General features: G+C 38.0%; 22 protein-coding genes. 1 reads left to right on the top strand and 21 read right to left on the bottom strand.

Annotated features, from left to right (window positions below; all coding sequences use genetic code 11):
* Positions 1 to 13 precede the first annotated feature (13 nt).
* From truB to rseP, 10 genes are all read right to left on the bottom strand, one after another.
* Positions 14 to 928, bottom strand: a complete 915-nt coding sequence (truB, locus tag ACTQ5J_RS02320; protein ID WP_441750399.1) for a tRNA pseudouridine(55) synthase TruB — start codon at positions 926 to 928, stop codon at positions 14 to 16.
* A gap of 238 nt (positions 929 to 1,166) precedes the next feature.
* Entirely contained in the window at positions 1,167 to 1,568 is a 402-nt protein-coding gene (gene rbfA / locus ACTQ5J_RS02315; RefSeq protein ID WP_441750398.1) for a 30S ribosome-binding factor RbfA, read from the bottom strand.
* 27 nt (positions 1,569 to 1,595) lie between these two features.
* Complete coding sequence (infB, locus tag ACTQ5J_RS02310) at positions 1,596 to 3,890, bottom strand: translation initiation factor IF-2 (protein WP_441750397.1); 2,295 nt, start codon at positions 3,888 to 3,890, stop codon at positions 1,596 to 1,598.
* A gap of 32 nt (positions 3,891 to 3,922) precedes the next feature.
* Positions 3,923 to 4,240 (bottom strand): L7Ae/L30e/S12e/Gadd45 family ribosomal protein, encoded by a 318-nt coding sequence (locus ACTQ5J_RS02305; RefSeq protein ID WP_441750396.1) that lies wholly within the window; start codon positions 4,238 to 4,240, stop codon positions 3,923 to 3,925.
* Positions 4,237 to 4,536: an RNase P modulator RnpM gene (rnpM, locus tag ACTQ5J_RS02300; protein ID WP_441750395.1), complete on the bottom strand. Its 300-nt coding sequence runs from the start codon at positions 4,534 to 4,536 to the stop codon at positions 4,237 to 4,239. The genes ACTQ5J_RS02305 and rnpM overlap by 4 nt, the downstream gene beginning before the upstream one ends.
* A 27-nt stretch (positions 4,537 to 4,563) precedes the next feature.
* Positions 4,564 to 5,973 (bottom strand): transcription termination factor NusA, encoded by a 1,410-nt coding sequence (gene nusA / locus ACTQ5J_RS02295; protein ID WP_441750394.1) that lies wholly within the window; start codon positions 5,971 to 5,973, stop codon positions 4,564 to 4,566.
* A gap of 24 nt (positions 5,974 to 5,997) precedes the next feature.
* Positions 5,998 to 6,471 carry a ribosome maturation factor RimP gene (rimP, locus tag ACTQ5J_RS02290; protein WP_441750393.1) on the bottom strand — a complete coding sequence of 158 codons (474 nt, stop codon included), beginning with the start codon at positions 6,469 to 6,471 and terminating at the stop codon, positions 5,998 to 6,000.
* 455 nt (positions 6,472 to 6,926) lie between these two features.
* Entirely contained in the window at positions 6,927 to 7,475 is a 549-nt protein-coding gene (locus tag ACTQ5J_RS02285) for an NADPH-dependent FMN reductase (protein ID WP_441750392.1), read from the bottom strand.
* A 340-nt stretch (positions 7,476 to 7,815) separates the two neighbouring features.
* Complete coding sequence (locus tag ACTQ5J_RS02280; RefSeq protein WP_441750391.1) at positions 7,816 to 12,123, bottom strand: PolC-type DNA polymerase III; 4,308 nt, start codon at positions 12,121 to 12,123, stop codon at positions 7,816 to 7,818.
* A 128-nt stretch (positions 12,124 to 12,251) separates the two neighbouring features.
* Positions 12,252 to 13,517 (bottom strand): RIP metalloprotease RseP, encoded by a 1,266-nt coding sequence (gene rseP / locus ACTQ5J_RS02275; protein ID WP_441750390.1) that lies wholly within the window; start codon positions 13,515 to 13,517, stop codon positions 12,252 to 12,254.
* A gap of 254 nt (positions 13,518 to 13,771) precedes the next feature.
* Here rseP and ACTQ5J_RS02270 point away from each other — a divergent pair, with 254 nt between their 5' ends.
* Complete coding sequence (locus ACTQ5J_RS02270; protein ID WP_441750389.1) at positions 13,772 to 14,371, top strand: LytR/AlgR family response regulator transcription factor; 600 nt, start codon at positions 13,772 to 13,774, stop codon at positions 14,369 to 14,371.
* Here ACTQ5J_RS02270 and ACTQ5J_RS02265 read toward each other — a convergent pair.
* The 11 genes from ACTQ5J_RS02265 to ACTQ5J_RS02215 form a co-directional block, all read right to left on the bottom strand.
* Positions 14,286 to 15,803, bottom strand: a complete 1,518-nt coding sequence (locus ACTQ5J_RS02265; protein ID WP_441750388.1) for an ATP-binding cassette domain-containing protein — start codon at positions 15,801 to 15,803, stop codon at positions 14,286 to 14,288. The two genes, ACTQ5J_RS02270 and ACTQ5J_RS02265, sit on opposite strands and share 86 nt — an antisense overlap.
* A 162-nt stretch (positions 15,804 to 15,965) precedes the next feature.
* Positions 15,966 to 16,757, bottom strand: a complete 792-nt coding sequence (locus tag ACTQ5J_RS02260; RefSeq protein WP_441750387.1) for a phosphatidate cytidylyltransferase — start codon at positions 16,755 to 16,757, stop codon at positions 15,966 to 15,968.
* Between the two features lie 114 nt (positions 16,758 to 16,871).
* The gene (locus ACTQ5J_RS02255; protein ID WP_441750386.1) at positions 16,872 to 17,618 is read right to left on the bottom strand and encodes an isoprenyl transferase; all 747 of its coding nucleotides are present in this window, start codon (positions 17,616 to 17,618) and stop codon (positions 16,872 to 16,874) included.
* A gap of 164 nt (positions 17,619 to 17,782) precedes the next feature.
* Positions 17,783 to 18,343, bottom strand: a complete 561-nt coding sequence (gene frr, locus ACTQ5J_RS02250) for a ribosome recycling factor (protein WP_441750385.1) — start codon at positions 18,341 to 18,343, stop codon at positions 17,783 to 17,785.
* 441 nt (positions 18,344 to 18,784) lie between these two features.
* Positions 18,785 to 18,970, bottom strand: a complete 186-nt coding sequence (locus tag ACTQ5J_RS02245) for a DUF1697 domain-containing protein (RefSeq protein WP_441750384.1) — start codon at positions 18,968 to 18,970, stop codon at positions 18,785 to 18,787.
* A 246-nt stretch (positions 18,971 to 19,216) separates the two neighbouring features.
* On the bottom strand, positions 19,217 to 19,942 hold the full coding sequence (pyrH, locus tag ACTQ5J_RS02240; protein WP_441750383.1) for a UMP kinase: 726 nt from the start codon (positions 19,940 to 19,942) through the stop codon (positions 19,217 to 19,219).
* Between the two features lie 90 nt (positions 19,943 to 20,032).
* Positions 20,033 to 20,914 (bottom strand): translation elongation factor Ts, encoded by an 882-nt coding sequence (gene tsf, locus ACTQ5J_RS02235; RefSeq protein ID WP_441750382.1) that lies wholly within the window; start codon positions 20,912 to 20,914, stop codon positions 20,033 to 20,035.
* 223 nt (positions 20,915 to 21,137) lie between these two features.
* Positions 21,138 to 21,899: a 30S ribosomal protein S2 gene (gene rpsB, locus ACTQ5J_RS02230; RefSeq protein ID WP_441750380.1), complete on the bottom strand. Its 762-nt coding sequence runs from the start codon at positions 21,897 to 21,899 to the stop codon at positions 21,138 to 21,140.
* A gap of 252 nt (positions 21,900 to 22,151) precedes the next feature.
* A complete protein-coding gene (gene glpO / locus ACTQ5J_RS02225) occupies positions 22,152 to 23,984 on the bottom strand; it encodes a type 1 glycerol-3-phosphate oxidase (protein WP_441750378.1) in 1,833 nt (610 codons plus the stop codon).
* Positions 23,985 to 24,059: 75 nt separating this feature from the next.
* Positions 24,060 to 25,577, bottom strand: coding sequence for a glycerol kinase GlpK (gene glpK, locus ACTQ5J_RS02220; RefSeq protein ID WP_441750376.1), 1,518 nt, complete (start codon positions 25,575 to 25,577; stop codon positions 24,060 to 24,062).
* A 121-nt stretch (positions 25,578 to 25,698) separates the two neighbouring features.
* Positions 25,699 to 26,412, bottom strand: a complete 714-nt coding sequence (locus ACTQ5J_RS02215) for an MIP/aquaporin family protein (RefSeq protein ID WP_441750374.1) — start codon at positions 26,410 to 26,412, stop codon at positions 25,699 to 25,701.
* Positions 26,413 to 26,503 lie beyond the last annotated feature (91 nt).

The raw sequence follows: 26,503 nt of genomic DNA, 5'->3' as shown, positions 1-26,503 counted from the left end.
TTTCACAATTAATTTACGATAAAAACATTTTTTCTGGTTTAATTAATCCCTCTTGTTCTGGATGTGGTCGATAAATTGCTTTGACTTGTCCCTTTAGATTTAAGACAGTGGACTCTTTTAACACTTGGCCAAAATATGATTCATCAAGCACCTTGCCATTTTTGACATCAGCAAATTGTTCCTCAGTCATATCTAATTGTGGAAACTGTGTTAAACCCATTTCAATCGGATAAATAATCTCTTCTATTTGTTGAGCATCCATCTTCGCTTGAATATCAGCTAGCGTATGTGTTTGACTGGCATCAAACCCACCAGTTGCATGTCGTGTTAGCTGGGACATATGACTTGGAAAGCCAAATTTACTGCCTAAATCAACGGCCAAGGTTCTAACATAAGTCCCTTTGCCACATTTCACTTCAAACTCCCATGTCTGTTGGCGTTTTACTGAGTCGTAAGTTCCCTCGGTCAATCGTTTGAAATAATCGATTCTTGCCTTACGCTGTGGCCGTTCAACCGTCTCGCCTGCTCTAGCATATTCATATAACCGACGCCCATTGACTTTGACAGCTGAATAATAAGGAGGGATTTGTGTGATGTCTCCTTCAAAAGAACTCATAGCTTGATCGATTACTTCAAGTGAGATTGGTGTTTCAACCGGTTTCTGATCGACAATTTCACCATGAGCGTCTTCAGTTTCAGTCGAATAACCTAAGGTAATTTCACCTTGATAGACTTTCTCTCCGTCCATTAAATACTCAACTAGTTTAGTCGCTTGACCTAGACAAACCAATAATACGCCTTCCACTTCAGGATCGAGCGTTCCAGTATGTCCTATTCTTTTCATCTTTAATATACGACGTAACTTGAAGACGACATCGTGACTCGTCATACCCTTTTCTTTCCATACTGGTAAAATACCATTAAACATTCTACGACACTCCCTATAATTACATTCAAGCATTTATTTCATCACTCTAGATTATAACAAAATTATAGTGCTTACACCATATTTCTATGCATTCCTTAATCACTCTAAGAATTATATTTAGGCTAGAAGCTAGCCGAAAACTTACCGTTCACACAAAACTTCATGTACACAAATAAAAAAAAGCACGCAATGATTGCCGAAACAATCGTTGAGTGCTTTTGGTAATTGATTCATTTAATTATTCTTTAGTGTCAATGTCGTCTTCAAACTCTTCAACATCTTCAGATGTCACGTCAGTCGACTTAATCTGATTAAGCAAAGTATCAATACGACTACCATAATCAACTGAATGATCACGTTCAAATGTGATTTCAGGTGTTTTATAAACAGTCAATCGTCTGCCTAATTCACTACGTACTTTACCTTTAGCAGCATTAAGTCCTGCTTCAGTTTTCTGGCGTTCACCAGCTAAGTCTGACAAAGTACTATAATAAATTGTGGCTTGTTGTAAATCACCAGTCACTTCAACATCCGTTATCGTTACACCATCAACACGTGGATCTTTAACACCACGCATTAAGATGTCTGAGACTTCTTTTAATATCTCTTGACGGATACGACCTGCGCGAAATTTCGCCATAGTGGGGCCTCCCCTTTGTTTTAAATATTATTTGCGTTTAACTTCTACCATACGGTATGGTTCAATGATATCGTCTACTTCAATATCGTTGTAGTTTTCAATCATAATACCACATTCGAAGCCTTTAGCAACTTCTTTAGCATCATCTTTAAAGCGTTTCAAGCTTGCTAATTCACCTTCGAAGATAACAATGTTATCACGAATTAAGCGAATACTACTTGAGTTTTGAATAAAGCCGTCTAATACATAAGCACCCGCAATTGTTCCAACTTTAGAAACTGTATACGTTTCACGAACCACAACTTGTCCTGTGATTTCTTCAACGTACTCAGGATCTAACATCCCTTGCATAGCAGTTTCAATCTCTTCGATCGCGTCGTAAATAATACGATGTGATCGAATTTCGATTTCTTCTTCTTGCGCTTGTGTACGAGCTTGTGGTGTTGGGCGAACGTTAAAGCCAATAACAATTGCACCTGATGCAGAAGCTAAGGTAATATCACTTTCGTTGATTGCTCCAACAGCCTGATGAACGATGTTAACTTTAACACCTTCCACTTCGATTTTTTGCAAGCTAGCAGATAAAGCTTCAACTGAACCTTGAACGTCACCTTTAATAATAACGTTAACAGACTTCATTTCACCTTCTTGAATACTATCAAATAAGTTTTCAAGAGTTACTTTTTTCTTGCTATCTCTTTGTAATTCTAATGCACGACTCGCACGTTCTTCACCTGCTTGACGAGCAGATTTTTCATCTTCGAAGACTACGAATAAGTCACCCGCTTGAGGAGCATCGTTTAAACCAGTGATTTCAACAGGAGTTGCTGGGCCAGCTGATTTGATACGACGACCATTATCGTTTAACATCGTTCTAACTTTACCGTATGTATTACCAACTACGATTGGATCACCAACATTTAATGTACCTTCTTGTACAAGTAACGTTGCAGTTGCACCTTGTGATTTATCCAAACGCGCTTCAATAACAGTCCCTAAAGCTAAACGATTTGGTTCTGCTTTTAATTCTTCAACTTCAGAAACTAAAAGAACCATTTCTAATAATTCGTCAATATTCATGTTCATTTTCGCCGAAATTTCAACGAAGATATGCTCTCCACCCCAGGCTTCAGGGATAATTCCGTGCTCAGTTAATTCTTGTTTGACACGGTCTGGATTAGCAGTTGGTTTATCAATTTTATTGATTGCTACAATGATTGGAACGCCAGCAGCTTTTGCATGGTTAATTGCTTCAACTGTTTGAGGCATTACACCATCATCAGCAGCTACAACAATAATGGTAATATCGGTAACATCTGCACCACGTGCACGCATGGTTGTAAAGGCCGCATGTCCTGGAGTATCCAAGAATGTGATTGTTTTACCGTCAGCTACAACTTGGTAAGCACCAATATGTTGTGTAATACCGCCGGCTTCACCTTCAGTAACACGTGTATGACGTAGTTGGTCAAGTAAAGTAGTTTTACCGTGGTCAACGTGTCCCATAATTGTAACAACTGGTGGACGAGTTGCTAAGTCTTCTTCAGATCTATTTTCGCGAGCATTCTCGAAGTAGTAATTTAAATCAGAAACGTTGACTACTTCTTTTTGCTCGGGTTCAACACCATATTCCATACAGATTAATTCAATCACTTCTTTTGATAATGCTTGGTTCTGGTTAGCCATTACGCCTAACATAAGTAATTTTTTGATGATTTCTGAAGCATCACGGTGGAATTGTTTCGCTATTTCTTGAATATTCATACCTTCGCTATAAACCAATTTTTCAGGCAAATCTTTATGTTTACGTGCTGTTAGACCTTTAGATTCTGTTTTCGGCTGATTATATCTGCCGCCTCGACGATTACGGCGTCCGCCACGTGAATGACGTCTGTTACCAAACTCTTTAGCTGCTTTTTCTGCTGCAATCGATGCTTTCGTCTGTTGTTTAACAGGCTGCTTCGGTGCAACTGGTTTAGCATTCGCTTTAGGAGTAGTGTTTGACGTGTTGTTAGTCGCTTGGCCTTGAGTCGTTTGAGTATGAGTAGTTTTGTTAGATTTTTCAGTCATGGATGTACCTTTTGCCGGCGTGCTCGTGGGAGCAGTTTGTTCGGCATTCTTTCTATTGTGATTTGCTTGATTGGTTGGTTGGGCTTTCGCCTTTGGTTTCTTGATAGCGTTAGTTAATTGCGTTTGTTGTTTATCGTCCATTGACGACATATGACTATTGAAATTCATTCCATTTGTTTTTGCAATATCAAGTAGTTCTTTACTACTTAAATCAAATTTCTTTGCAAATTCATAGACGCGAATTGCTGACATAATATCACCTTCCTAATATTCAGTTATTTATCTCATGTTGTTTTTTCTCCTGTCACATATGATAAAAATTTCTTTGACATGCCCGGATTGTTCAAGGCGCAAATTGAACGCGTTTTACCAATCGCATGGCTAATTTCTTCTCTTGTAAAAGTCAGGTTTAAAGGAACATTTGCACGCTCACACAAACCTATATAACGTTCACGTGTTGCTTCACTGACATCAGATGCACAGATGACAACATAGACTTGTTTGCTTTTGATCGACTTCTCAACAAACTCGTCGCCTGATACTAAACTACGCGCTCGATTCGCTAAACCTAGTAAGTTTAATTGTTTTTGTTCCGGGCTCATAGTAGTTCTTTCCGTGCTTTTTGATGATCTACATAAGCATACAGTTCATCATAAAACTCATCGCTTACTTTCATACTAAAGGCACGATCAAACACTCGCTTTTCTTTAGCTTTTAAGGCTAATTTGGGCTCTAAGGCAATATAAGCTCCTCGTCCATTTTGTCGACCAGATGGATCTAAGAAAACTTCGCCTTCTTTATTTTTTACCACACGTACCAATTCTTTTTTCGGGTACATTTCTTGTGATACGATACATTTTCTCAAAGGAACTTTACGTTTGGCTTGATTGTTTTTCAAATGTATCCCTCCCTAAGTAAGATTAAATTATAATTCTTCTTCTGATACTTCTTCAATAAAATCAGTTTCTTCAACTAATTCATCGTAAGATTGCTCAGGATCAATTTCAGCATCAGCGATTAAAGTTTCCACATCTTCAGCGTCGTAGTTTTGCTCTGCTTTATCTTGTTCTTCGCGTAAAGCGTCAACATCGCCAGTTGCTTCAAACGTTTCCTCTGTTGTCTCACCGTACAAGCTTTCGTTTAAATCTGCTGCTTCAGCATCGTAATCAACTGTTTCATCAGTAATCACATCTTCTGAGGCTAAATAATCACCGTCAACGTTTGATAAGTCAACATCATGACCATAATCTAGCGCATCTTCCTCTTCTTTAAAAGTTAAGGCAGCTTGTTCGTCTTGATATTCAGCATAAGCTGTTTCTGACTTAATATCAATTTTATAAGTTGTTAAGCGTGCAGCTAAACGAGCGTTCTGACCTTTTTTACCGATTGCTAATGATAATTGGTAATCAGGAACAACCACGATACATGAGTGATTCGCTTCATCGAAAATCACGTCAATAACATCTGCTGGGTTCATGGCGTTACGAATAAACTCTTGAGGCGTTTCAGCCCACTCAATAATATCCATATTCTCGCCATTCAATTCGTTAACAATAGTTTGAACACGTTGGCCGCGTTGACCGACACACGTTCCAACAGGGTCAATATTTTTGTCACGTGAACGAACCGCTACTTTCGAACGATCGCCCGCTTCACGTGCAACGCTCATAATTTCTACAACACCATCATAAATTTCTGGTACTTCCTGTTCAAATAAACGACGTAAGAAATCTTGGTGTGCGCGAGAAACAATGACTTGAGGTCCTTTAGGTGTTTTATCTACTTTAGAGACATACACTTTGATACGCTCGTCCATTGTAAACTCTTCATTGGGAATTTGTTCATTAATTGGCATAATCGCTTCGATTTTACCTAAGTTAACGTACACGTTGCGATTATCTTGACGTTCAACTGTACCTGTTAAAATCTCATCTTGGTATTGGCTATACTCTTCAAAGATAATCTCACGTTCAGCTTCACGAATTCTTTGCATAATAACATGCTTAGCCGTTTGTGTCGCGATACGACCGAAGTCTTTTGGCGTGACTTCAAATTTAATCTTGTCGCCAATTTCATAGGCACGATTAATTTTTAAAGCTTCTTCTAAACTGATTTCTAACGTACTGTCATAGTTCGTTTCGACAACTTCTTTTACTGAATAAACAGCAATCTTACCATTGTTTTCATCGAAAACCACGTCAACGTTTTGCGCTTGGTCATAATTTTTCTTATAAGCTAACACTAAAGCTGATTCTAATGCTTCTTTAATGACAGTTCGTGAAATACCTTTTTCTTCTTCTAACACTTGCATTGCTGCAACTAATTCTTTACTCATTATTTTCCCTCACTTAACTTTCATTTAAAATTTAATCGCTAAACGGGCTTTAGAAACTGCTTTTTTCTCAATTTCAAATTTTCTCGTCGCGGTTTTAATTCGAACTTCAAGTAAATAATGTTCGTCAGATACTTCTAATAAAGTGCCTTCATGTTGTTTTTCACCATATTGTGGGAAATAATAATCAAAATGCACATATTCACCGATAGCCGCTAAGATATCTGCTTCCGTTTTTAAAGGTCGTTCAGCACCTGGTGACGATACTTCTAGAAAATAAGCATCTGGGAAAGGGTCAGGATGAATTTGGTCAAATGCCTCGCTAAGCTGTTCGCTAATTGCAGCACAATCGTCTAAATCGATGCCACCTTCTTTATCCGCATAAACACGTAAGAACCAGTTTCTACCTTCTTTTAAATACTCTACATCCACCAAAGAACAACCCATATCACTTACGATTGGCTCGATTATTGGCTTAACTTTATCTAAAATAGCACTCATTTATTCACCTCTTAAATTCTTCAAAATTCTGTCTGCACCTCATAGTCCAATTGTTCACACGTTTCTTTAACGCTTCCAACTGCATGAAAAAAGCGAGCGTTGCCGCTCACTCCTCTCCTACGTTTTTCTACTTTATTATAATATCACAAACATTCCCTTATATCAAGTAAATGGCGTCTTTATGCCTAAACCAGCCCAATAACGACTGATTATCAGGACATAGAGACGCCAAAAGTAAAAGTTATATAATCTTCATAAGAATTACTTAATTTAATTTTAAACTTAGCAACGAATGATTCATAAGTTTACACATAGTAAATTTTGCTTTGCTTCAAACCCTTGATGAACTAAGCTATCGCAGCCCTTTTCAGTGATTGCTTAGTTCAAAACCAGTCATCCATAAAAACAAGACAGCCTCTATTTTTTGAGGCTGTCTGTAACGTGTCACTATTAAATTATGCTTTATGCTTCTCGATAAATGCCACATACGCATCCACAACTGTCTGTAAGAAGTCTACCGTTCCTTGATTATTAACTTTCCCATCTTCACCAATTAAATTTTGAGAGTTGGCTAACATCACTTCTGGTTGACCCAATACAGGCATATCTAAGAATGCTAAAATTTGACGTAAGTGGAATTGTGCGAGCGATCCCGAAACATTTGAAATTGAATGAGAAACGACTAAAGCCGGCTTTCCTGACCAAACACTTTGTCCCCATGGACGAGAAGCAACGTCTAGAGCATTCTTTAATGCACCAGGAATAGAGCGGTTATACTCACCTGTCGCAAAAATAATCGCATCTTGACGAGCGACAGACTCACGAAACGCTGTATATTCAGCCGGACTGTTCTCATCATATTCTTCGTTATATAAGGGTAAGTTGTCAATCTCTAAAAACTCAACTTCGTAACCTTCTGGTAATAATTCAACAATATTCTTTGCCCATTTGCGTGAAAATGATTCTTTACGTAACGTACCTACTACTACACCAATCTTCGTCATGCTAAACATCCTTTCGAATTTTAATAGTATCATTTACTTCTATCTTAGTATAACCTCGAATTCGAAATAAATCAAGCATTATTCAAAAGATAACTTGAATGTTTTAGTTAAACATGTGACTAATGACCAGAAAACAAAGCTAACCACCTGCTCTTCTTATAAAACCGTGTGGTGACAATTTATAATAATGTTCAGTATACTGAAGCATGGTCAATCAAGCTGTACTTTATGATCCCTTATACAACGAAAAACTCCCAGCAGACTTTAGCTGAGAGTCAGGTGACCTTATAGTTTATGCTACATATGTTACAACACATTTTTAGTGCCCTATTTTTTAATATTAAAAGAGACTTAATTGGTCTTCTTCAGGCATGCCGTCTAGAACACCGTGTTCTGATAGGTATTCCATAATAGTCTTTGAAACTTTTCCACGTTTGGCCAAGTCTTCTTTCGATAAGAAACTAGCTTCTTCACGGGCAGCAATGATTTGTTTGGCGACGTTAGCGCCTAGTCCTGGGACTGCTCTAAATGGTGGGATCAGTGTGTCGCCTTCGATAATAAATTCGTCGGAATGCGATTTTTCTAAGTTGACCATTTGGAAGCTGAAACCTCGTTCAAGCATTTCATTGGCGATTTCAAGGACAGTTAGTAAGTTGTTGTCTTTGGCTGTCTTGTCGAAACCTTTGTCGTTAATTTCGCGAATTCGGCGTTTGACCATTTCTTTTCCTTGGTGCATGGCGATGATGTCAAAGTCAGTGGCACGTACTGAGAAGTAGGCCGAATAATAGAATATTGGGTGGTGAACTTTAAAATATGCCACGCGTAGCGCCATTAGGATGTAAGCGGCCGCATGGGCTTTCGGGAACATATATTTAATCTTCAAGCAAGAGTCAATGTACCATTCGGGCACATTGTTGGCACGCATTTCTTCTTGCCAGTCATCTGGGATGCCTTTACCTTTACGTACGTTCTCCATAATTTTAAAGGCCAGTCCATCTTCCATACCATACTGAATTAAAGCCACCATGATATCATCACGACAGCCGATTACTTTAGCTAGTGGTACGACCTTCTTACGAATTAACTCTTGGGCGTTTCCTAACCAAACGTCGGTTCCATGAGATAAGCCTGAAATCTGAAGTAACTCTGCAAAGGTATCCGGTTTCGTTTCTTCTAACATCCCACGCACGAAGCCCGTTCCAAATTCTGGAACACCCAGTGTTCCCGTTTTAGAAAAGATTTGTTCAGGTGTCACCCCTAAAATATCTGGACTACTAAATAAAGACATAACGTCAGGATCGGTTGGTGGGATGGTTAACGGATCAATTCCACTTAGGTCTTGTAGGAAACGAATCATGGTCGGATCATCGTGTCCCAGAATATCTAATTTCAAGACGTTATCGTGAATTGAATGGAAGTCAAAATGAGTCGTTTTCCATTCAGCTAAGACTTGATCGGCTGGGAATTGAATCGGCGTGAAATCATACACGTCCATATAATCCGGTATAACAATAATCCCGCCCGGATGCTGGCCAGTTGTTCGCTTAACGCCTTCAATGCCTTTGGCTAATCTTTCTTTTTCGGCTTGAGGTAAGTGTTTCTGTTCAATTTCTAAATAGCCGCGGACATATCCAAAGGCGGTTTTCTCAGCAACAGTCCCAATGGTTCCGGCTTTGTAAACATACTCTTCCCCAAACAACTCTTTGGTATAAGCATGGGCACGTGATTGATAAGCACCTGAGAAGTTCAAATCGATATCGGGAACTTTATCCCCATAGAATCCTAGGAAAGTCTCAAACGGAATATCTTGGCCTTCTTTAGATAACCTTTGTCCACAATCAGGACAACCACGTTCTGGTAAGTCATAACCCGAACCGACTGAACCATCCGTATAAAACTCTGAAAAATAACAATTTTGACAATAGTAATGAGGGGCTAATGGGTTAACTTCTGTAATCCCCGTCAATGTTGCCACTAAACTGGATCCAACAGACCCACGCGAACCTACTAAATATCCGTCCTCCATACTCTTGTGAACCAGCTTTTGAGAAATTAGATAGATTACGGCAAATCCATTGGAAATAATACTGTTTAATTCTTTCTCAATCCGCTTTTCGACAATTTCAGGCAAATTTTCTCCATAAAGCTCATGGGCTTTATTGTAACTTAGCTCACGAATCTGTTCATTCGAACCTTCGATGTTCGGAGTGTAAAGTTTCGATTTAATTACTTCAACTTCATCAATGGAATCTGCTATTAGATTTGAATTGGTCACAACGAGTTCGTATGCTAGTTCTTCACCTAAGAAGGCGAATTCCGCTAACATTTCTTCAGTTGTTCTAAAATGTAGAGGCGGGAAGAACATTTGACGGTTCGCATTAATCTTCTTCGAACGGATTAAAATTTCTCGATAGATCGAATCTTTTTCTTCTAAATAATGCACATTGCCTGTTGCGACAACAATTTTATCGTTTTCTCTACCTAAACGTACCATTTCTTTCATGATATGTTCGAGATCCTCTTCAGAGCGAATTAATTCTTGTTCGATTAAGACTTCATAGACAGATTTTGGTTGAATTTCAATATAGTCATAAAAATCGACCAATTGATTCGCTTCATCATAACCTTTCTGCATCATAGCAGTAAAGACTTCACCACTACTACATGCTGTCCCAATTAATAAATTTTCACGGTATTTATTTAATAAGCTACGCGGCACTCTAGGCTCACGGTAATAATATTCCACGTTTGAAGCAGATATCAATTTAAATAAATCTTTCAAACCTTGTTGGTTTTTAGCTAGAATCGTCGCATGGAAAGGTCTGGCCTGTTTATAAGATTCCCCTTTACCCATTTGATTATTCAACTCATCATGGTAAATCATACTGTATTGGTCTTTAGCTTGTTCTAATAACTTCAGCATTATTTGCCCGGTCGTTTCCGAGTCATAAATCGCACGGTGATGTTGTTCTAAAAGAACACCATAGTGTCGTGCTAGACGGTTTAACCCGTGAGATTTCAAGTGTTGGTTAACTAAACGCGATAATTCTAATGTATCAATAACCGGTAGTGACGTATGTTCTTCACCAATCTTTTCATACCCTTTATTAATGAAACCAATATCAAATGACGCGTTATGCGCAACTAGAATACTGCCTTCACAGAATTCCTTAAAGCGACGTAAAACAGGTGCAGCATCAGGTGCATCGGCTAGCATAGCATCTGTAATACCCGTCAATTCGGTTGTAAATGCTGACAAAGGGTGACCGGGATTAATAAAGGCTTCAAAAGTATCAATAACATTGCCTTCATGCATCTTTACACCGGCTAATTCTATAATCGAATCGTAAACAGACGAAAGACCTGTTGTCTCCACGTCAAAGACCACATAAGTGGCATCATCTAACGCAATGTGGTGCGGATTGTAAGCAACGAGTTCCCCATCATTAACGACGTTGGCTTCAATTCCATATAATACTTTGATGCCATGTTTATTCGCTGCAGAAAAGGCATCAGGGAAAGCTTGCGCACCGGCATGATCTGTAATCGCCACAGCCTTATGTCCCCACGCAGCAGCTTGCGCAATCAAATCTGATACTGAGTTAGAAGCATCCATCATACTCATATTACTATGCATATGTAATTCAACGCGTTTACCATCTTCAGGGGCATTATCCAGACGGACCGCTTTTTTAATTTTTCGAATACTACGCGGTCTAAAGTCCATCTCACCAGAATAGTTATCCGGGATCATGTCTCCTTCTAATCTCAACCAGTCACCCTTACCGTATTGGTGTAATTGTTCTTTTTTTATATTACGACCAGACATCACTTTTACTGCTACAGAACTCGTGTAGTCAGTAATTTTAAGAATCATCAGTTCATTTCCACTCTTAAGCGAAATTATATCCTTATTAAAGACATACCCTTCAATTACTTGACGGTATTGATTATCAAGTAAATCAATTAGCGGAGTTGGAATGACGTTAGGAATATCCTTACCGATCGGGGCAAGGTCTCCCGTTGATTCAATGACTTTAACTTGCTTTCTTTCGTTATTCTCCATTGCTTCTAGTGCTTCGACTAAACTACGTTCATCTTCATCACTTTGTCTTTGAATGACATCATTTTTTTCTTGTTCATTTAATTCATGGTCAACATAGTACTTTAACTTCACATCTTCGATACCGACTTGTTTAAAGCGCAATTGCAGAATATCATTATATTGGTTTTCTAACATATCGACTTGTAGTTGACTCGATAAGCCAATCACTAATTGGTCATTTTCAATGCGAGTACTTGCCTGGCTCAAGCAGTTTTTCAAGAATGGACGCTCTGTTCCAAACACCGCTTGAATAGCTTGCCAATAGTCAAGGATCACTCGGCTATTAATTGAATCCTCTTCAAAATCCCACCAAATATCGATATCAGCGATTTCACTAAATGCTGCTTTGACATAGTGAGTAAATATTCTAAAAGCGTCTGGATGAATTCTATGTGGACTTGTTAAATAAAAATGCCATAAGCGAGATTCTGGATAAACATCCACACGGTCAATTTCCACCGCTTTGATTGCTGCGAGTATATCCGCATCATTGATCTGAATTTGCTCGATTAATAATTCGAACAATTGACGATTGTCATTCATACAATGCTCCTTTCGTTAATAATAGTCCGTAAGTATCAAGATACCGACGGACTACTTCACTAATACTATTGTAACCTCTCGTGCCTTCAAATAAATAAAATCACATAGAGGTGTAATAAATCACTCTGTTAGAAAAAGACCCGACTAATATCATTCCATGTCACAGCGATCATTAAGATGAATAAGAAAATAACACCAATGATTGTAATGATGCCTTCTTTTTCTTGGCTCAGTGGCTTTCCTCTAACAGCTTCAATCAAGTTCAAGACAATCTTTCCACCATCTAAAGCTGGAATCGGTAGTAAATTGACAATTCCTAAGTTAGTACTTAAAAAAGCCATAAAATATAGAATCGTTGTATAGCCTTGATCCACGACTTCACTAGTGGCTTCGGCCATTGCGACTGGGCCGCCAAACATATTAATATCAAAGCCTTTGGAGAACATGCCACCAATGACACTCAGCACTCTCGCAATAACGCCCCAAGTCGCGGTGAATCCATAAAGCAAGCGGTCCATTAAACCCGTTTTTTGAGCGGCATAAATCCCAATTTGCCCTACAGCTTCGCCATCAGGTTCACCACTGACCGCAATTGTTAGGGGGATTTCTTCCCCACTACGTTCCACAACAACCGGAACAGTTTGACCTGGTAATGCTTGAATCATCGAAACAACTTCACTCCAAGTCGAAACACTTTGTTGATTAATCTCAATGATTTTATCACCAGCTAGCATGCCCGCTTCAGCCGCAGGATTATTCTCAACGACCGCTCCAATCTCTGAACTATTATTGGGTACCGCAGGCATTAAAAGCCCCACAATAGCAAATGTTATAATAGAAAGAATAAAGTTATTCATAGGCCCAGCGAAGTTGGTCATTATTTTCTGCCCAACAGTTGCTGCCTCGTAACGCGACTCTAATGGAGCAACTTGTACCCGAGTACCATCTGCTTCAATTATTTGAGCAGTTTTAGAAACATTATAACGAACCGGGTCAACTTGCCCGACCGGAATCGCTTGAATATACATGTCATTCGATAAATCAAGTTGATCTATTTGCACGGGTAACTCATCGATTTCCGTACGCTCAGTCGTGTTAATCACATTCACTTGATCTTGTGCGTCTAATTGTAAGCCGACTTGCATACCTGGCTGGATGGCTTCTTCTTCATTCAGACCAGCTAAACGAACATATCCCCCTAAAGGTAGCATTCTTAAAGTATATGTTGTGCCATCTTTTCCTTGCTTAGCAAAAAGTTTTGGTCCCATTCCGATCGCAAACTCACGAACAAGAATGCCTGCTCTTTTGGCAAAAAAGTAATGACCAAATTCATGAATCACTACGATGATTGAAAAGATAATCAAAAATACGATAATAGTTTGCAAAGTTTGCATAGTTTCTTCAATCCTCTATCTAGTTATTTGTCTTTATCTCGTACTTATAAGTTTCCCAACATTATGTAATTTTAGCCTATTTAACTAGAAATGTAAAATAAGGCTAGCACTAAACACAAGTAATTTTTTTATTAAAGTGAATTGTTTAGCATAGTTTTTCAATGCTTTGATTGATAAGTTTTCTTTTGCACCAAAAACTGTAATCTTAAGAGTAAATTTATTAAACTAATGGATATAGTTAGGTGGTGATTTCGTTGAAGAAAATCCAAATTGCGGTCGTTGATGATGATATATTACAACAACGTTTTATGGACACGCTACTCCAGACTACGGCTAAGGAGTTAGCATTAAATATCCAGGTACATTTTTTTGACAGTGGTGAAGCCTTCCTCTTTTCCCTCGAGGATTTGCCTGAGTTGGTGATTGCCTTTCTAGATATTCAAATGAAGGGATTGAACGGTCTAAAGGCTGCCCAGAAAGTAAGAGAAAGCAATCAAACGGTTACTTTAATTTTTGTAACTGCTTTTGCTGAGTACGCTTTGGAAAGTTACGGAGTTAACGCTTTAGATTATGCTCTCAAACCGATTACTCAGGAAAAGATGACTCAAGTTTTTAAGCGCTACTTAGCTCAACGGCCTCAAGAAATGAATTATCTGTTGGTTGACTATCAAGGCTACCCACACAAGTTAAATCTTCAAGACATTGTTTATATTGAAGCAGCAAAACATCAAACTGTTTTAACCCTTTGTAATGAAGAAACATTAACGCTTAACATGAATACAAAGCCTGAGCCAATTTTAATTTTTGAGCTTGTCCACCGGACAACTGAACCGCATCAAAATGAACTTCCTTAACATAACGACTCTCATCTCCATCTGGCAAATTAGCAATGATTTCATCCAGCCCACTTTCCTTAAGCACTTTCATGTACTTTACTTCGTCAAAAGGATACCCTTGAATGATTGCTTCTCGTATTGTAAAAGTAAAGGCAATATATTCTTGAAAAACAGGTGAGAATAAATCGTACAGCTCATGTATATTATAGTCAGCTTGTAGGCGACCGTTAATTAAAATCTCTCCAGTATCTGGTTTTAACAAGCCTAGCAAAAGCTTGATAAGCGTGGTCTTACCCGCTCCGTTTGAACCCACGATTGCAATTGTTTCATTCCCCTTAAAGGTGACATTCAGTTGCTTAATACTAGCGTCTTGATTATTCGGATACGTATAAGAGACATTACGAAACGTAATATCATTAATATCATTTGGTACATAAAGACCCTTTTGGTGATTGAATACTGGCTCTTGTTTCATAAATTCAGCATACGCATCCATCTCTAACAAGCTAACATTCAATGCAGTGACTTGGCTGACGAAATTCATGAGTGCTTGTGTAATTAAAGTAACCACGCCCACATACACTACAAATTCCGAAACAGGTAAAGCCTCTTGGATAATCAAATCGATGCTTCTCAAGTAAGCGCCTAAAGATAACAAGACAAGCGCAAGCGTAACAAATATATTCTCTATCATTTTATGCCAGCGTAAATCTTTAGTAATCTTTCGATACTCTCCACTCAACTCTTCTTTTATCGATTGAAACCAATCCTTCATATGATATAATCGCAAATCTTTAGCAACTCGATGATCACCAATAATCTTCTCTAAATAATTAAATTGTCGCCAATTCTTCAATAAAGCTGGCCGTTGTTTTTCCTTTAAAATCTCTTGCCTTCTTTTCAGTAAACTTAAACCTAATAAAGTAACTAAAATTACAAGTAAAAAATTCTTCTCCAATCTGAAAAGAGTCATTAAATATATACCTACAGATAAAACCGCTATTCCAATGGCTAACCATTCATCCAAAACTCGTCCTAATGACGTGCCACGGTGATCCAACAACATCATGGCATCCCAAAACTTACGACTTCCATCTTTACCCGTCGTCAACGGGTAGTCCAAAGACAATTGTTGGTAAGTAATAGAAGGAATTAATTGAATCCTAAACGTTTCTGAAAAATAATCGAATGTATTGTTTAAGAATACTTCTAAGGTAGTTAGCACTATCACAGCTAACATCCAGAGCATTAAATTTTGAATAAATTGTTTCACTGACATTCCATCGCCTAGCCACTGAATAACTTTCGCCATGGTTAACAATTGAACAAACGGCACGAATGATGACACAAATATTTTAACTAAAATCCATAGTAGCATTGTTTTCTTATACTCATGAACTAATTGCCAGAGTAGTTTAAAATTTCGCCATTTATTTTTAACTTTTTCCATATGCTGCACCTCTCATAAACTTTATCACTGAATATAGTCTACCTAAACAATCGCTTGATTCAGGATTTTTTTAACGAATGGTCACAATCTTTCAACGAATGGTCAGTTTTGACCAAAAAAATAGCAGAAACATTAAAATGCTTCTGCCGATACACGTATATGTTAAAATAAATTAAGCCAAATCATAAAAGTAAAACTAGCAAAAATCATACTATCGAATCGATCTAAGACACCGCCATGACCTGGTATTAAATTTCCTGAATCTTTCACACCGAAATAACGCTTGTAAGCTGATTCAACTAAATCACCATATTGTCCGACAATCGACATAATGATGGTTAATAACCAAATATGGTTCACTTGTCCAACGATAGGATTAAAAAGATGAATGTAAATTGATGAAACAATCAGGGCTAAAACAACGCCACCTATGCTGCCTTCAATTGTTTTATTAGGACTAACCTCAGGTGCTAATGGAGTTTTACCAAAAAAACGCCCTGTAAAATAAGCGCCGGTGTCCGTCGACCAGATAACTAACAATTGATACATTAATGTCGCTAAGCCCATATCCCGCATCGTGATAAGAAAGCGGAAACCAAAGCCAACATATAATGCGCCAAACATTAAGACTGCTGCATCAACAAAATTGAATGATTTGTGTTTATAAACCGTCATGGTGAGCAAAATAATTCCACATATATAGAAGATAAATTGTGGTGCTTCCATCGGCACCAGTATCTGTACATAATTTTCTGGTAATAGGATTGATGCTAAGGCGAATGACGTGATAACGCCAATACTACCAAGGAAGTCAATCCCTTTCATCTTCGCTAATTCATAAACGCCTATCACACCTAAGATAAGTGTGAAATAAGCGAACCATGCACCACCAGCGACTAAAAATGGTACAAAAATAGCAATGGCAGCCAATGCGCCAAGTATCCTTATTTTCATTTCATACCATCCTTTTTAAATAATTAATACTGCTTAAAGCCATTACGCAACATTGTAGCATAGAAGCACTTGTTTGACTAGTTCGAAAACACTTGCCAGTTCTTTGCGGATAGTTTATTTGACTTCGCTTATTTGTGAATCCACTTTCCCAAACCGACGATGGCGGTGACTGTAATCTTCAATCGCTAAATCAAAATCTTTAGCACTAAAATCCGGCCATAAAACATCTGTAAAATAAAACTCTGAATAAGCTGATTGCCAGGTTAAGAAATTACTTAATCGTAACTCACCACTGGTTCGAATAATTAAATCTGGGTTGGCTAATTCAAGATAATCGCCTGTGCTTAAAGCAGCCTCAAGTGTAGAGAATTCAATCGCCTCTGGTTCAATTTCATTATTTTTCACAGCCATAGCAATATGTTTAACAGCATCTAAGATATCCTGTTGACCACCGTAATTCAAGGCGAAATTCAATACCATACCGGTACAATGAGCCGTTTGCTCTAAGGCATTATAAAGTATCTTTTGAGTTTCTTCTGGTAATGCAGTCGCATCACCAATAAAGTCTACTCGAACGTTATTTTCAATCAATTGTGGTAAAAAACTTTTGAAAAATAAAGAAGGTAGCTTCATCAGAAAGTTCACTTCATCTGATGGGCGTCCCCAGTTTTCAGTTGAAAAAGCATAAACCGTTAATAATTTAACCCCTAATTCGTTGGCACGAATTGAAATTGCTTTGATCGTTTCTACACCCTTTTTATGTCCTGCAACACGTGGCATAAATCGTTTTTTAGCCCAGCGACCATTACCATCCATAATAATGGCAACGTGTTCTGGAATTTTTAATGTTTGATTACTCATAAATTACTCCTCTAAAAAAGTCGTACATTCTTATATATTATAACAAAAATCCCAATAAAATCTCAATACTGAAAGCTCGCAATTATATAGAGTTGTCTACATACAGAAAAAACAATGAGCTAACATTCGTTTGCTCATTGTTTTAAAGGTAAAATCAGGAGGTATTAGCCTTCCATAATTTCTTTTTCTTTTTCAGCAGTTAACTCGTCAATTCGTTTGGTTGAATCGTCCGTTAATTTCTGAATGTCTTTTTCGTAATCTTTCACATCGTCTTCAGTGATTTCGTTATTCTTTTCCATTTTCTTAGCAGTATCAATGGCATCACGACGTATGTTACGTACTGAAACTTTAGCGCCTTCTTGTTCTTTTCCAACGACTTTAGCAAGTTCAACACGGCGTTCTTTTGTTAATGCTGGGATGACTAAACGAATCACTTCGCCATCACTGTTTGGCATAATACCAACATCACTTTGAAGAATCGCTTTTTCTACATCGACAATACTACTCTTATCGTATGGAGAAACTAATAACATTCTAGCTTCTGGAATGGTAATACTTGCCAACTGGTTTAAAGGTGTAGGTACACCGTAGTAAACAACATTGACGCGGTCCAAAATACTGGCGTTAGCAACACCAGCACGAATCGATCCTAGTTCGCGTTGGTAAGACTCAATTGATTTATTCATTCTTTCTTTCGTGTCTCTAATTAAATTATCTGTAGACATAATAAGTCCTCCTGTAATTAAACATGTTATTAGTATCATTGTAACATATTCAGAGGCAATTTGTTAATATTCTATCCATACAATCTGCCAATAATTGTAAATAGTTCAATTTAATCATTTTGGGTCAGCTCATATAATTTCTTTAGAGTATTCGCATTACGAATGGTGACCTGTGAATAGATTGGAGATTTCGCTAGTTTTTGATATTGCCTACGCAAATAACGCTCAGCGTCCATAATAGTCCAATAAATCGCAGCCTTGCTTTGATAGATTTTTTTTAAAGCATCTTCTTCAAATAGAATAATACATTTCGTCTATAGGCAGGTTCATTAAACCACCAAGCAGGTAAATTTGCATATTGCTCTTGAAATTCATTGTATGTTAAAGCTACAAAAGAAACATCAAAGTCATAATGAAGTTTGAAAACCGTATCTATAACCTCTACGTCTTTTCATGGCTAAATTTAGAAGTCATTAGAGTATTGCCACTATTTATATAAGACGTCACTTTGTCAAAAACCACTTCTGGTAATTGAGCTTTCATTTTAAACATACTTACTTTTCTTTTCCCACCGACATTCATACCTCTTAACAACACAATATAATTCAATAGCTCACTTTCTTTCATATCTGATTGGTTTATGACACTTTATCATAGTGATCGAATTTTGAAAAAAAAAAGGGAATGGTTTGTTATTTATACGCATAGTTTTCAAGCTAATGGTTCGCAAGATCAATTAATTTAAAAGGGTCAACTATATTTCACTAGTCATATGGCCGCTTATAATGGATTCAATTGATAATTTCCAATAAAAAAAGTCAGGGAAATAGCTTTCGCTACTTTCTCTGACTAAAAAAATTAATATGTTAAGTCCTAGTTGTCAACTTGTACAGTTGTTCCGATGTTTTCACCCATTACAACACGACGGATATTACCAGGTTGGTTTAAATTGAAAACGACTAACGGAATGTTATTATCCATACTCAATGAACTTGCTGTTGAATCCATTACTTTTAAGCCCTTAGAAATAATCTCTAAGTGAGTCAAGTTTTCAAACTTAGTAGCTGATGCATCCAATTTTGGATCTGCATTATAAACACCATCAACGTTGTTTTTAGCCATCAAGATAACATCTGCACTAATTTCAGCAGCTCGTAAAGCAGCTGTTGTATCTGTAGTGAAGTAAGGGTTACCTGTACCACCTGCAAAAATTACAACGCGACCTTTTTCTAAATGTCTTTCAGCGCGACGACGAATATATGGTTCCGCGATTTGACGCATGTCAATAGATGTTTGAACACGAGTCGGAACACCATTATTTTCTAGCACGTCTTGTAAGGCCAGAGCATTCATGACAGTTGCAAGCATGCCCATGTAGTCAGCTTGTGCGCGTTCCATCCCCATTTCAGCACCGATGTTTCCACGCCAAATATTACCGCCACCAACAACAATTGCTATTTCAATACCTAAATCGTGTACTTCTTTAATTTCAGAAACCATGTCATTAATCGTTGAAGGGTCAATTCCAAATCCAGCTGATCCAGCGATTGCTTCCCCGCTAAGTTTTAGGACAATACGTTTATATTTAGGTTCTTTCATAGTTGTTCCACCTCTCACTTTCGAAAATATCTTATAATCTATTCCTTTAAAAAAGCCCCAGCGGACTGGGGCTAATGCGTCAATCTAAAATTAGTTACCCATTTGTGCTGCTACTTCATCAGCGAAGTTTTCTTGACGTTTTTCAAGACCTTCACCAACTTCGAAGCGTACAAAATTAGCAACTTTTCCACCTTTAGAAGCAACATAATCAGATACTTTTTGGTCGCCATCTTTAACAAATGGTTGGTCGTTCAAGCTGATTTCAGCTAAGTATTTGTTCATGCGTCCAGCAATCATTTTCTCAACGATGTTAGCTGGCTTACCTTCATTTAAGGCAATTTCAGTTTGGATTTTTTCTTCGTGTTTGTATTCTTCTTCAGATACATCTTCACGAGAAATATATTTAGGGTTAATTGCTGCAACGTGCATTGAAACGTCTTTAGCTACTTCTTCGTCCGTTGATCCTTCAACTAGAGTAAGCACTGAGATACGTCCGCCAGCATGTACGTAGCCACCAAATGCATCTGCATCTGTTTTAGTTAATAATTCGAAACGACGGAAAGAAATTTTCTCACCGATAACATTTGTAGCATCAACAATTAAATCAGCAATTGTTTTACCATCTACTTCAATTGCGTTAGCTTCTTCCATATTAGTTGGTTTACCAGCTACAACAGCTTTAGCTACAGTATCAACTAAAACTTGGAATTTTTCGTTTTTAGCAACGAAGTCAGTTTCAGCGTTGATTTCAATAATTGCTGCAGTATTGCCATCAACGTAAGTTGCTGTCATACCTTCAGCAGCAATACGGTCAGCTTTTTTAGCTGCAGATGATAAACCTTTTTCACGTAAAAAGTCTACCGCTTTGTCCATATCTCCTTCAACTTCAACTAATGCTTTCTTAGCATCCATCATACCTACACCTGTCATGTCGCGTAGTTCTTTAACTTGTTTAGCTGTAATCTTAGTCATTTATTAAAAATCCTCCTTCAAAATAGTTCAATCTAATAAATTAATAAATGTTTCCTATAACAGTATAGCAAACTATGTTGCATAACTAAAAGGAATTCTCTATAAATTTGCAGACCATTAGTTTTGCTTAATAAAAAAGCTGTCTAAACAGGTCCAAAGCTCAGCGCCTGTTGGGATACTCCTGATTTAGACAGCTTGTCTTAATAACTCTTAATTAAAAAAATTATTTAGCTTCTTCGTTAGTTTCAAATAAGTTGTCAAAGAAATCTTTATCTGATACTTCTTCAACATCTTCTTCGATGTTTCCTTGGTTACTTTCGATAATTGCATCTGCTAAAGCAGTTGTAATTAATTTAATTGCACGAATTGCATCATCGTTTGATGGAATTACGTAGTCAATTTCGTCTGGATCACAGTTAGTGTCAACCATAGCAACGATTGGAATGTTTAATTTGTGAGCTTCTTGAACCGCAATACGCTCTTTACGAGGGTCTACGATGAAGATTACGTCTGGAATTCTTGGCATATCTTTAATACCACCTAAGAATTTTTCTAAACGATCCCACTCTTTACGAATTTCGATAACTTCTTTTTTAGGAAGCAATTCGAAGATTCCGTCAGCTTCCATTTTTTCAATCTCTTTAAGGCGTTTGATACGTCCTTGAATTGTATCCCAGTTAGTTAATAATCCACCTAACCAACGATGGTTAATGAAATATTGACCAGCACGTTTAGCTTGCTCTTCAACTGATTGTTGAGCTTGTTTTTTCGTACCTACGAATAATGCAACGCCACCATTTGCTGTTACATCACGCATGTAGTTGTATGCATCATCCATTAACTTAACTGTTTTTTGTAAGTCAATGATGTAGATACCATTACGCTCTGTAAAGATATAACGTTTCATTTTTGGGTTCCAACGACGTGTTTGGTGTCCAAAGTGTACACCAGCTTCTAATAATTGTTTCATAGAAATTACTGCCATAATAAAATTCCTCCATTTGGTTTTTTTTTCCTCCGAACGCATCCTGTAACTCGTAGACTCCTGTGAGAAAGCACCCTCCGGGTTATCAACGTTCGTGTGAATTCGGTTTTTACACCGTTATCTATTCTACGATATAAATCTTAAGATTGCAACTATAAATGATATCTTTTTATCTGATTTGAAATTTTCCGTTTGAAACAAGCCACAAAAACATAAAGCCACTAGTTTCTACCTATCACTAGCGGCTTAGTATTATTTTAAATAAGCAAGACTGTGTTCATCAATTTCTTGTTTGAGCAGTTGAACTTGTGTTTCATATTCTTCATCAGACAAGTCTAAATGTTCTTTAATAATCAATAAAGTTGGTTCTACTAATTGATCGAGAGCCTTAATATCAAACAACATATAATTGGTTCGTCTTAAGAAAAAGTCGATTGCAGTATAAGTCATTTCATAGTCCAAAGCATAAACTAAACTCACAGCAACTTCCATTGGTACTTCATACTTGTCAGCATACCTAGCCGCTGAACTGAAGCCTTCTAACACTTGAGGTAAATTCGTACCATAAAGTGTCGCTAATTGATGACTAGCTTCTTCTGTTATCCCCTTATCCATAGCTAATTTAGTTAAACTCAACATGACTTGATCATATTCTTCAACAGCAAACTGTCCGCCAGATATTTTATAGTTAGCGGAATCTACCAGTGAAAAGATCTTTCCCCTATCACTTAATTGCGTGTTAACCTCTTGCATGACGGCCTCTGCCATCTTACGATAGTCAGTGATTTTCCCTCCAGCTATCGTAATTAAACCTGAATCATCTACCAGTAACTCGCTTCCTCTAGAGACACTGGAAGGTGATGCTTCTGAATTAGAACTTGAGTCCAACAGTTCTTTCATCTCTTTTTCGACTGTCAAGCGTGAAACCTTATCGTCACGATAATCGTCGAATAGTGTCACTAGTTGCTTAAACACTTCGTCTGAAAGCCCTTGTTTATTGCCTCCATTATAATCCGAACTTGCATGACTTAAAATTAATGGGCGTAAACCAGCCCAACTACTTTCGATGTCAGCTAAAGTCAAATTTGCATCTGGAAAACGATGATTAACGGCTTTTATTAGATAGTCTACGTCTGCTCGATCAACTTTAGGTTTCGCTAATTCTCCGTCGTAGTCCGTATCAGTCGTGCCAAAATAGGTCTTTCCAAAACGTGGCAAGACAAAAATCATCCGCTTATCATTATCTCCTGAGTCAAAGTAAACAGGTTGACTCACCGATAGCTTGTCTCGATCAATGACTAAATGAACACCTTTGGTCGGACGCATCATTGGCACGTCTTCTACTTTAGTATCCAGTTCTCTCACAGTATCCACCCACGGGCCTGTCGCATTGACTATCAGTTTTGTTTCGATTGAAAATTGTTCATCACCTAACATATCTTCAACGGTTACACCAGTAAGCTGTTTATCTTCATTGTAAGTGAAGCCAATGGCTTTTAATCGGTTGACTGGCACTGCACCATCTGTTTGGGCTTGTTTAATATTCTCAATCACCAAACGCGAGTCATTATTATTAAAATCTAGATAAGAACCGCCACCAATCAACTTGTCTTGTAATAAATTCGGTTGGCGTTGGAGCACTTCTTCGGTTGTTAACATCTTGTTAGCATAGGGCCCATCTGTAATATTTGCTAAAGAATCATATAAATCCATTGCCACCTCTAATTCAAATATAGAATAAGAAGCTCCTGGTTCATCATACAGGGGTAACAACATTGGATCAGGTTTAGGAATATGCGGTGCAATATGTTGAACAACAGCCCGTTCCGACACCGTTTCAGCAACTACTTCAACATCAAACTGTTTCAAATAGCGAATCCCACCATGGACTAATTTAGTCGAGCGACTACTCGTTCCTTCAGCAAAATCTTGCATTTCGATTAAGGCTGCCTTCATTCCACTTGCTGCTGCTTGCATCGCAATGCCTGCACCTGTAATACCACCACCGATAATAACGACATCAAAAGTTTCTTCTTTTAAGCGTTGAATATAGACTTGACGGGCTTGATGAGAAAATTTAACCATTCTATCGCCTCCTATCTCATAAGATAAAAAGCACTACTTCATTATAGTAGTGCTTTTCTCTAGTCAACGTCTGATCTATCTGTCTTCTTTGGCTAACTCCGCGAACACTTCAGTCGCTTTAACGGCTTGTTTCCAACTGCGATATAAACGTTCTTTCTTCTCTTCGTCCATATTTGGGCTGAATGTTTCACCAACACCTACTAAGCGTTGTAATTCTTCCATGTCTTCCCAATAACCAACCGCTAACCCAGCTAAATATGCTGCACCTAAGGCTGTTGTTTCTAAGTCTTTGGCTCTAGCGATATCGATTCCTGTAATGTCTGACTGGAATTGCATTAAGTATTTATTCAATGCAGCTCCGCCATCTGCCTTCAATAGTTTAATATCAATGCCTGAGTCAATCATCATTGTATCAACAACATCACGTACTTGATACGCAATTGATTGAAGTGTTGCTTTAACGAAATCGGCTTTGGTTGTGCCACGCGTAATACCAAATGCTGATCCACGTGCGGCTGAGTTCCAATAAGGAGCCCCTAAACCTGTAAAGGCCGGAACAATGTACACTTCATCCTCACTTGTTGATTCATAGGCTAATTGCTCAGTTTCAGCCGAGTCATTAAACATATCCAAGCCATCACGTAACCACTGAACCGCACTACCTGCTACGAAAATTGAACCTTCCAATGCATAATAAACTTTGCCATTAATCGAATAGCCAATCGTTGTTAACAAATTATTGTCCGATACTCGGGCTTCTTCACCCGTATTCATAATAATGAATGAACCGGTACCATAAGTACTCTTAACCATACCAGGCTCAAAAGCTAATTGACCGAATAAAGCAGCCTGTTGGTCACCGGCCATACCCGTAATTGGAATTTCTTGATTGAAGAAGTGATAGCTCTTCGTATAACCATATTCTTCTGAGTTTGATTTTACTTCAGGTAACATAACCTTGGGAATGTTAAGGATTGATAGAATATCTTCATCCCATTTTAAATCATGAATGTTAAATAGCATTGTTCTGGCAGCATTCGTATAATCCGTTACGTGTTCATCTCCGCCAGTTAATTTGTACACTAACCAAGAATCAATCGTTCCGAATAATAGCTCGCCTTTTTCTGCTCGTTCTTGCGCTCCATCCACATGGTCTAAAATCCAACGAACTTTAGTTGCCGAGAAGTAAGCATCAATCACTAAACCAGTCTTATCTTTAATTAATTGAGTATGGCCGTTTTCTTTTAATTGGTCCGCAATATCAGCTGTTTGACGCGATTGCCAAACAATTGCATTATAAATCGGCACGCCAGTTTCTTTATCCCAAATAACTGTCGTTTCACGTTGGTTCGTAATCCCAATCGCTGAAATTTGGTGTGGTTTCAACCCGCCATCAATAAAGGCACCCGCAATAACAGATTGCACATTATTCCAGATTTTATTCGCATCATGCTCCACCCAACCAGCTTTTGGATAAATCTGTGGAAATTCCGCTTGGTGACTGGCAATAATTTCACCATCATGGTTAACGATAATGGCACGGGAACTCGTTGTTCCTTGGTCTATTGACATAATATATTTCTCTTCTGACATAAATAAATTCCTCCTCATACTTATAATGAATCGACTAATTAATTTTCTTCAAATGACTGAGCATCAGGCATTAAGTGATACAATATTTCCATCACTCAAACTAACAACTGAAACAACGAGACTAAATTAACGCTAAAGCCATGTTGTATAATAATGCTCCAACCACTGCACCTAGAATAGGTCCTACAATCGGAATCCATGCGTAACTCCAGTCAGAGTCACCTTTGTTAGCAATCGGTAAAATTGCATGCATAATACGTGGTCCTAAGTCTCTGGCAGGATTAATTGCATAACCTGTCGTTCCGCCAAGTGATAAACCGACTGAAGTCACGACGAAACCAACGACCATTGGATTAAAACCAGAAGCCATGTTGTTTGGACCTAATGCCATAACAACCATAATTAAAACAGCAGTACCAATCACTTCACCAATAACGTTCGAAGGAGTATGTCTAATTGCTGGGCCAGTAGCAAATGTAGCTAAAATTGTATCCGCATCCTCTGTCGCTTCCCAATGTGGATAGTAATGCGCCCAAACGAAAATTGAGGCTACCATAGCACCCAACATTTGCGCAATAATATAGCCTGGGACATTTGACCAAGCTAATTGACCAAGTGCTGCCATTGCAATAGTCACCGCCGGATTTAAATGAGCTGGCCCCATAATCCCTGACGTATAAACCGCAATGGTAACAGCCAAGCCCCAACCTAAAGTAATCATCAACCAGCCACTGTTCTCGCCTTTAGTCTTATTTAAAATATTCCCCGCAACAACACCGTTACCTAGCAATACAAGTATAAATGTCCCGATCGCTTCACCAAACAACTCAACCATTCTGTCACTCTCCTCAATCATTCTTTTTAATGGGTAAAAATTCTATAGTAGGACTCGGTAAAAACAACTTACTTTTGACACAATAACTTTT

It is taken from the genome of Fundicoccus sp. Sow4_F4 (genome assembly GCF_052116145.1).
GTDB lineage: Bacteria > Bacillota > Bacilli > Lactobacillales > Aerococcaceae > Fundicoccus.
This window is presented reverse-complemented; position numbering and strand designations above follow the sequence as displayed.

Bases quoted from the DNA above. Each gene is read 5' to 3' on its own strand.
- rseP (WP_441750390.1), bottom strand. From the start codon at position 13,517: ATGCAAACTTTGCAAACTATTATCGTATTTTTGATTATCTTTTCAATC.
- glpK (WP_441750376.1), bottom strand. From the start codon at position 25,577: ATGTCAGAAGAGAAATATATTATGTCAATAGACCAAGGAACAACGAGT.
- pyrH (WP_441750383.1), bottom strand. From the start codon at position 19,942: ATGAAAGAACCTAAATATAAACGTATTGTCCTAAAACTTAGCGGGGAA.
- ACTQ5J_RS02255 (WP_441750386.1), bottom strand. From the start codon at position 17,618: ATGAGTAATCAAACATTAAAAATTCCAGAACACGTTGCCATTATTATG.
- truB (WP_441750399.1), bottom strand. From the start codon at position 928: ATGTTTAATGGTATTTTACCAGTATGGAAAGAAAAGGGTATGACGAGT.
- ACTQ5J_RS02245 (WP_441750384.1), bottom strand. From the start codon at position 18,970: ATGAAAGAAAGTGAGCTATTGAATTATATTGTGTTGTTAAGAGGTATG.
- tsf (WP_441750382.1), bottom strand. From the start codon at position 20,914: ATGACTAAGATTACAGCTAAACAAGTTAAAGAACTACGCGACATGACA.
- nusA (WP_441750394.1), bottom strand. From the start codon at position 5,973: ATGAGTAAAGAATTAGTTGCAGCAATGCAAGTGTTAGAAGAAGAAAAA.
- ACTQ5J_RS02260 (WP_441750387.1), bottom strand. From the start codon at position 16,757: ATGAAAATAAGGATACTTGGCGCATTGGCTGCCATTGCTATTTTTGTA.
- ACTQ5J_RS02305 (WP_441750396.1), bottom strand. From the start codon at position 4,240: ATGAGCCCGGAACAAAAACAATTAAACTTACTAGGTTTAGCGAATCGA.
- rbfA (WP_441750398.1), bottom strand. From the start codon at position 1,568: ATGGCGAAATTTCGCGCAGGTCGTATCCGTCAAGAGATATTAAAAGAA.
- glpO (WP_441750378.1), bottom strand. From the start codon at position 23,984: ATGGTTAAATTTTCTCATCAAGCCCGTCAAGTCTATATTCAACGCTTA.
- rimP (WP_441750393.1), bottom strand. From the start codon at position 6,471: ATGAGTGCTATTTTAGATAAAGTTAAGCCAATAATCGAGCCAATCGTA.
- ACTQ5J_RS02215 (WP_441750374.1), bottom strand. From the start codon at position 26,412: ATGGTTGAGTTGTTTGGTGAAGCGATCGGGACATTTATACTTGTATTG.
- infB (WP_441750397.1), bottom strand. From the start codon at position 3,890: ATGTCAGCAATTCGCGTCTATGAATTTGCAAAGAAATTTGATTTAAGT.
- frr (WP_441750385.1), bottom strand. From the start codon at position 18,343: ATGTCTACAGATAATTTAATTAGAGACACGAAAGAAAGAATGAATAAA.
- rpsB (WP_441750380.1), bottom strand. From the start codon at position 21,899: ATGGCAGTAATTTCTATGAAACAATTATTAGAAGCTGGTGTACACTTT.
- ACTQ5J_RS02280 (WP_441750391.1), bottom strand. From the start codon at position 12,123: ATGAATGACAATCGTCAATTGTTCGAATTATTAATCGAGCAAATTCAG.
- ACTQ5J_RS02285 (WP_441750392.1), bottom strand. From the start codon at position 7,475: ATGACGAAGATTGGTGTAGTAGTAGGTACGTTACGTAAAGAATCATTT.
- ACTQ5J_RS02265 (WP_441750388.1), bottom strand. From the start codon at position 15,803: ATGGAAAAAGTTAAAAATAAATGGCGAAATTTTAAACTACTCTGGCAA.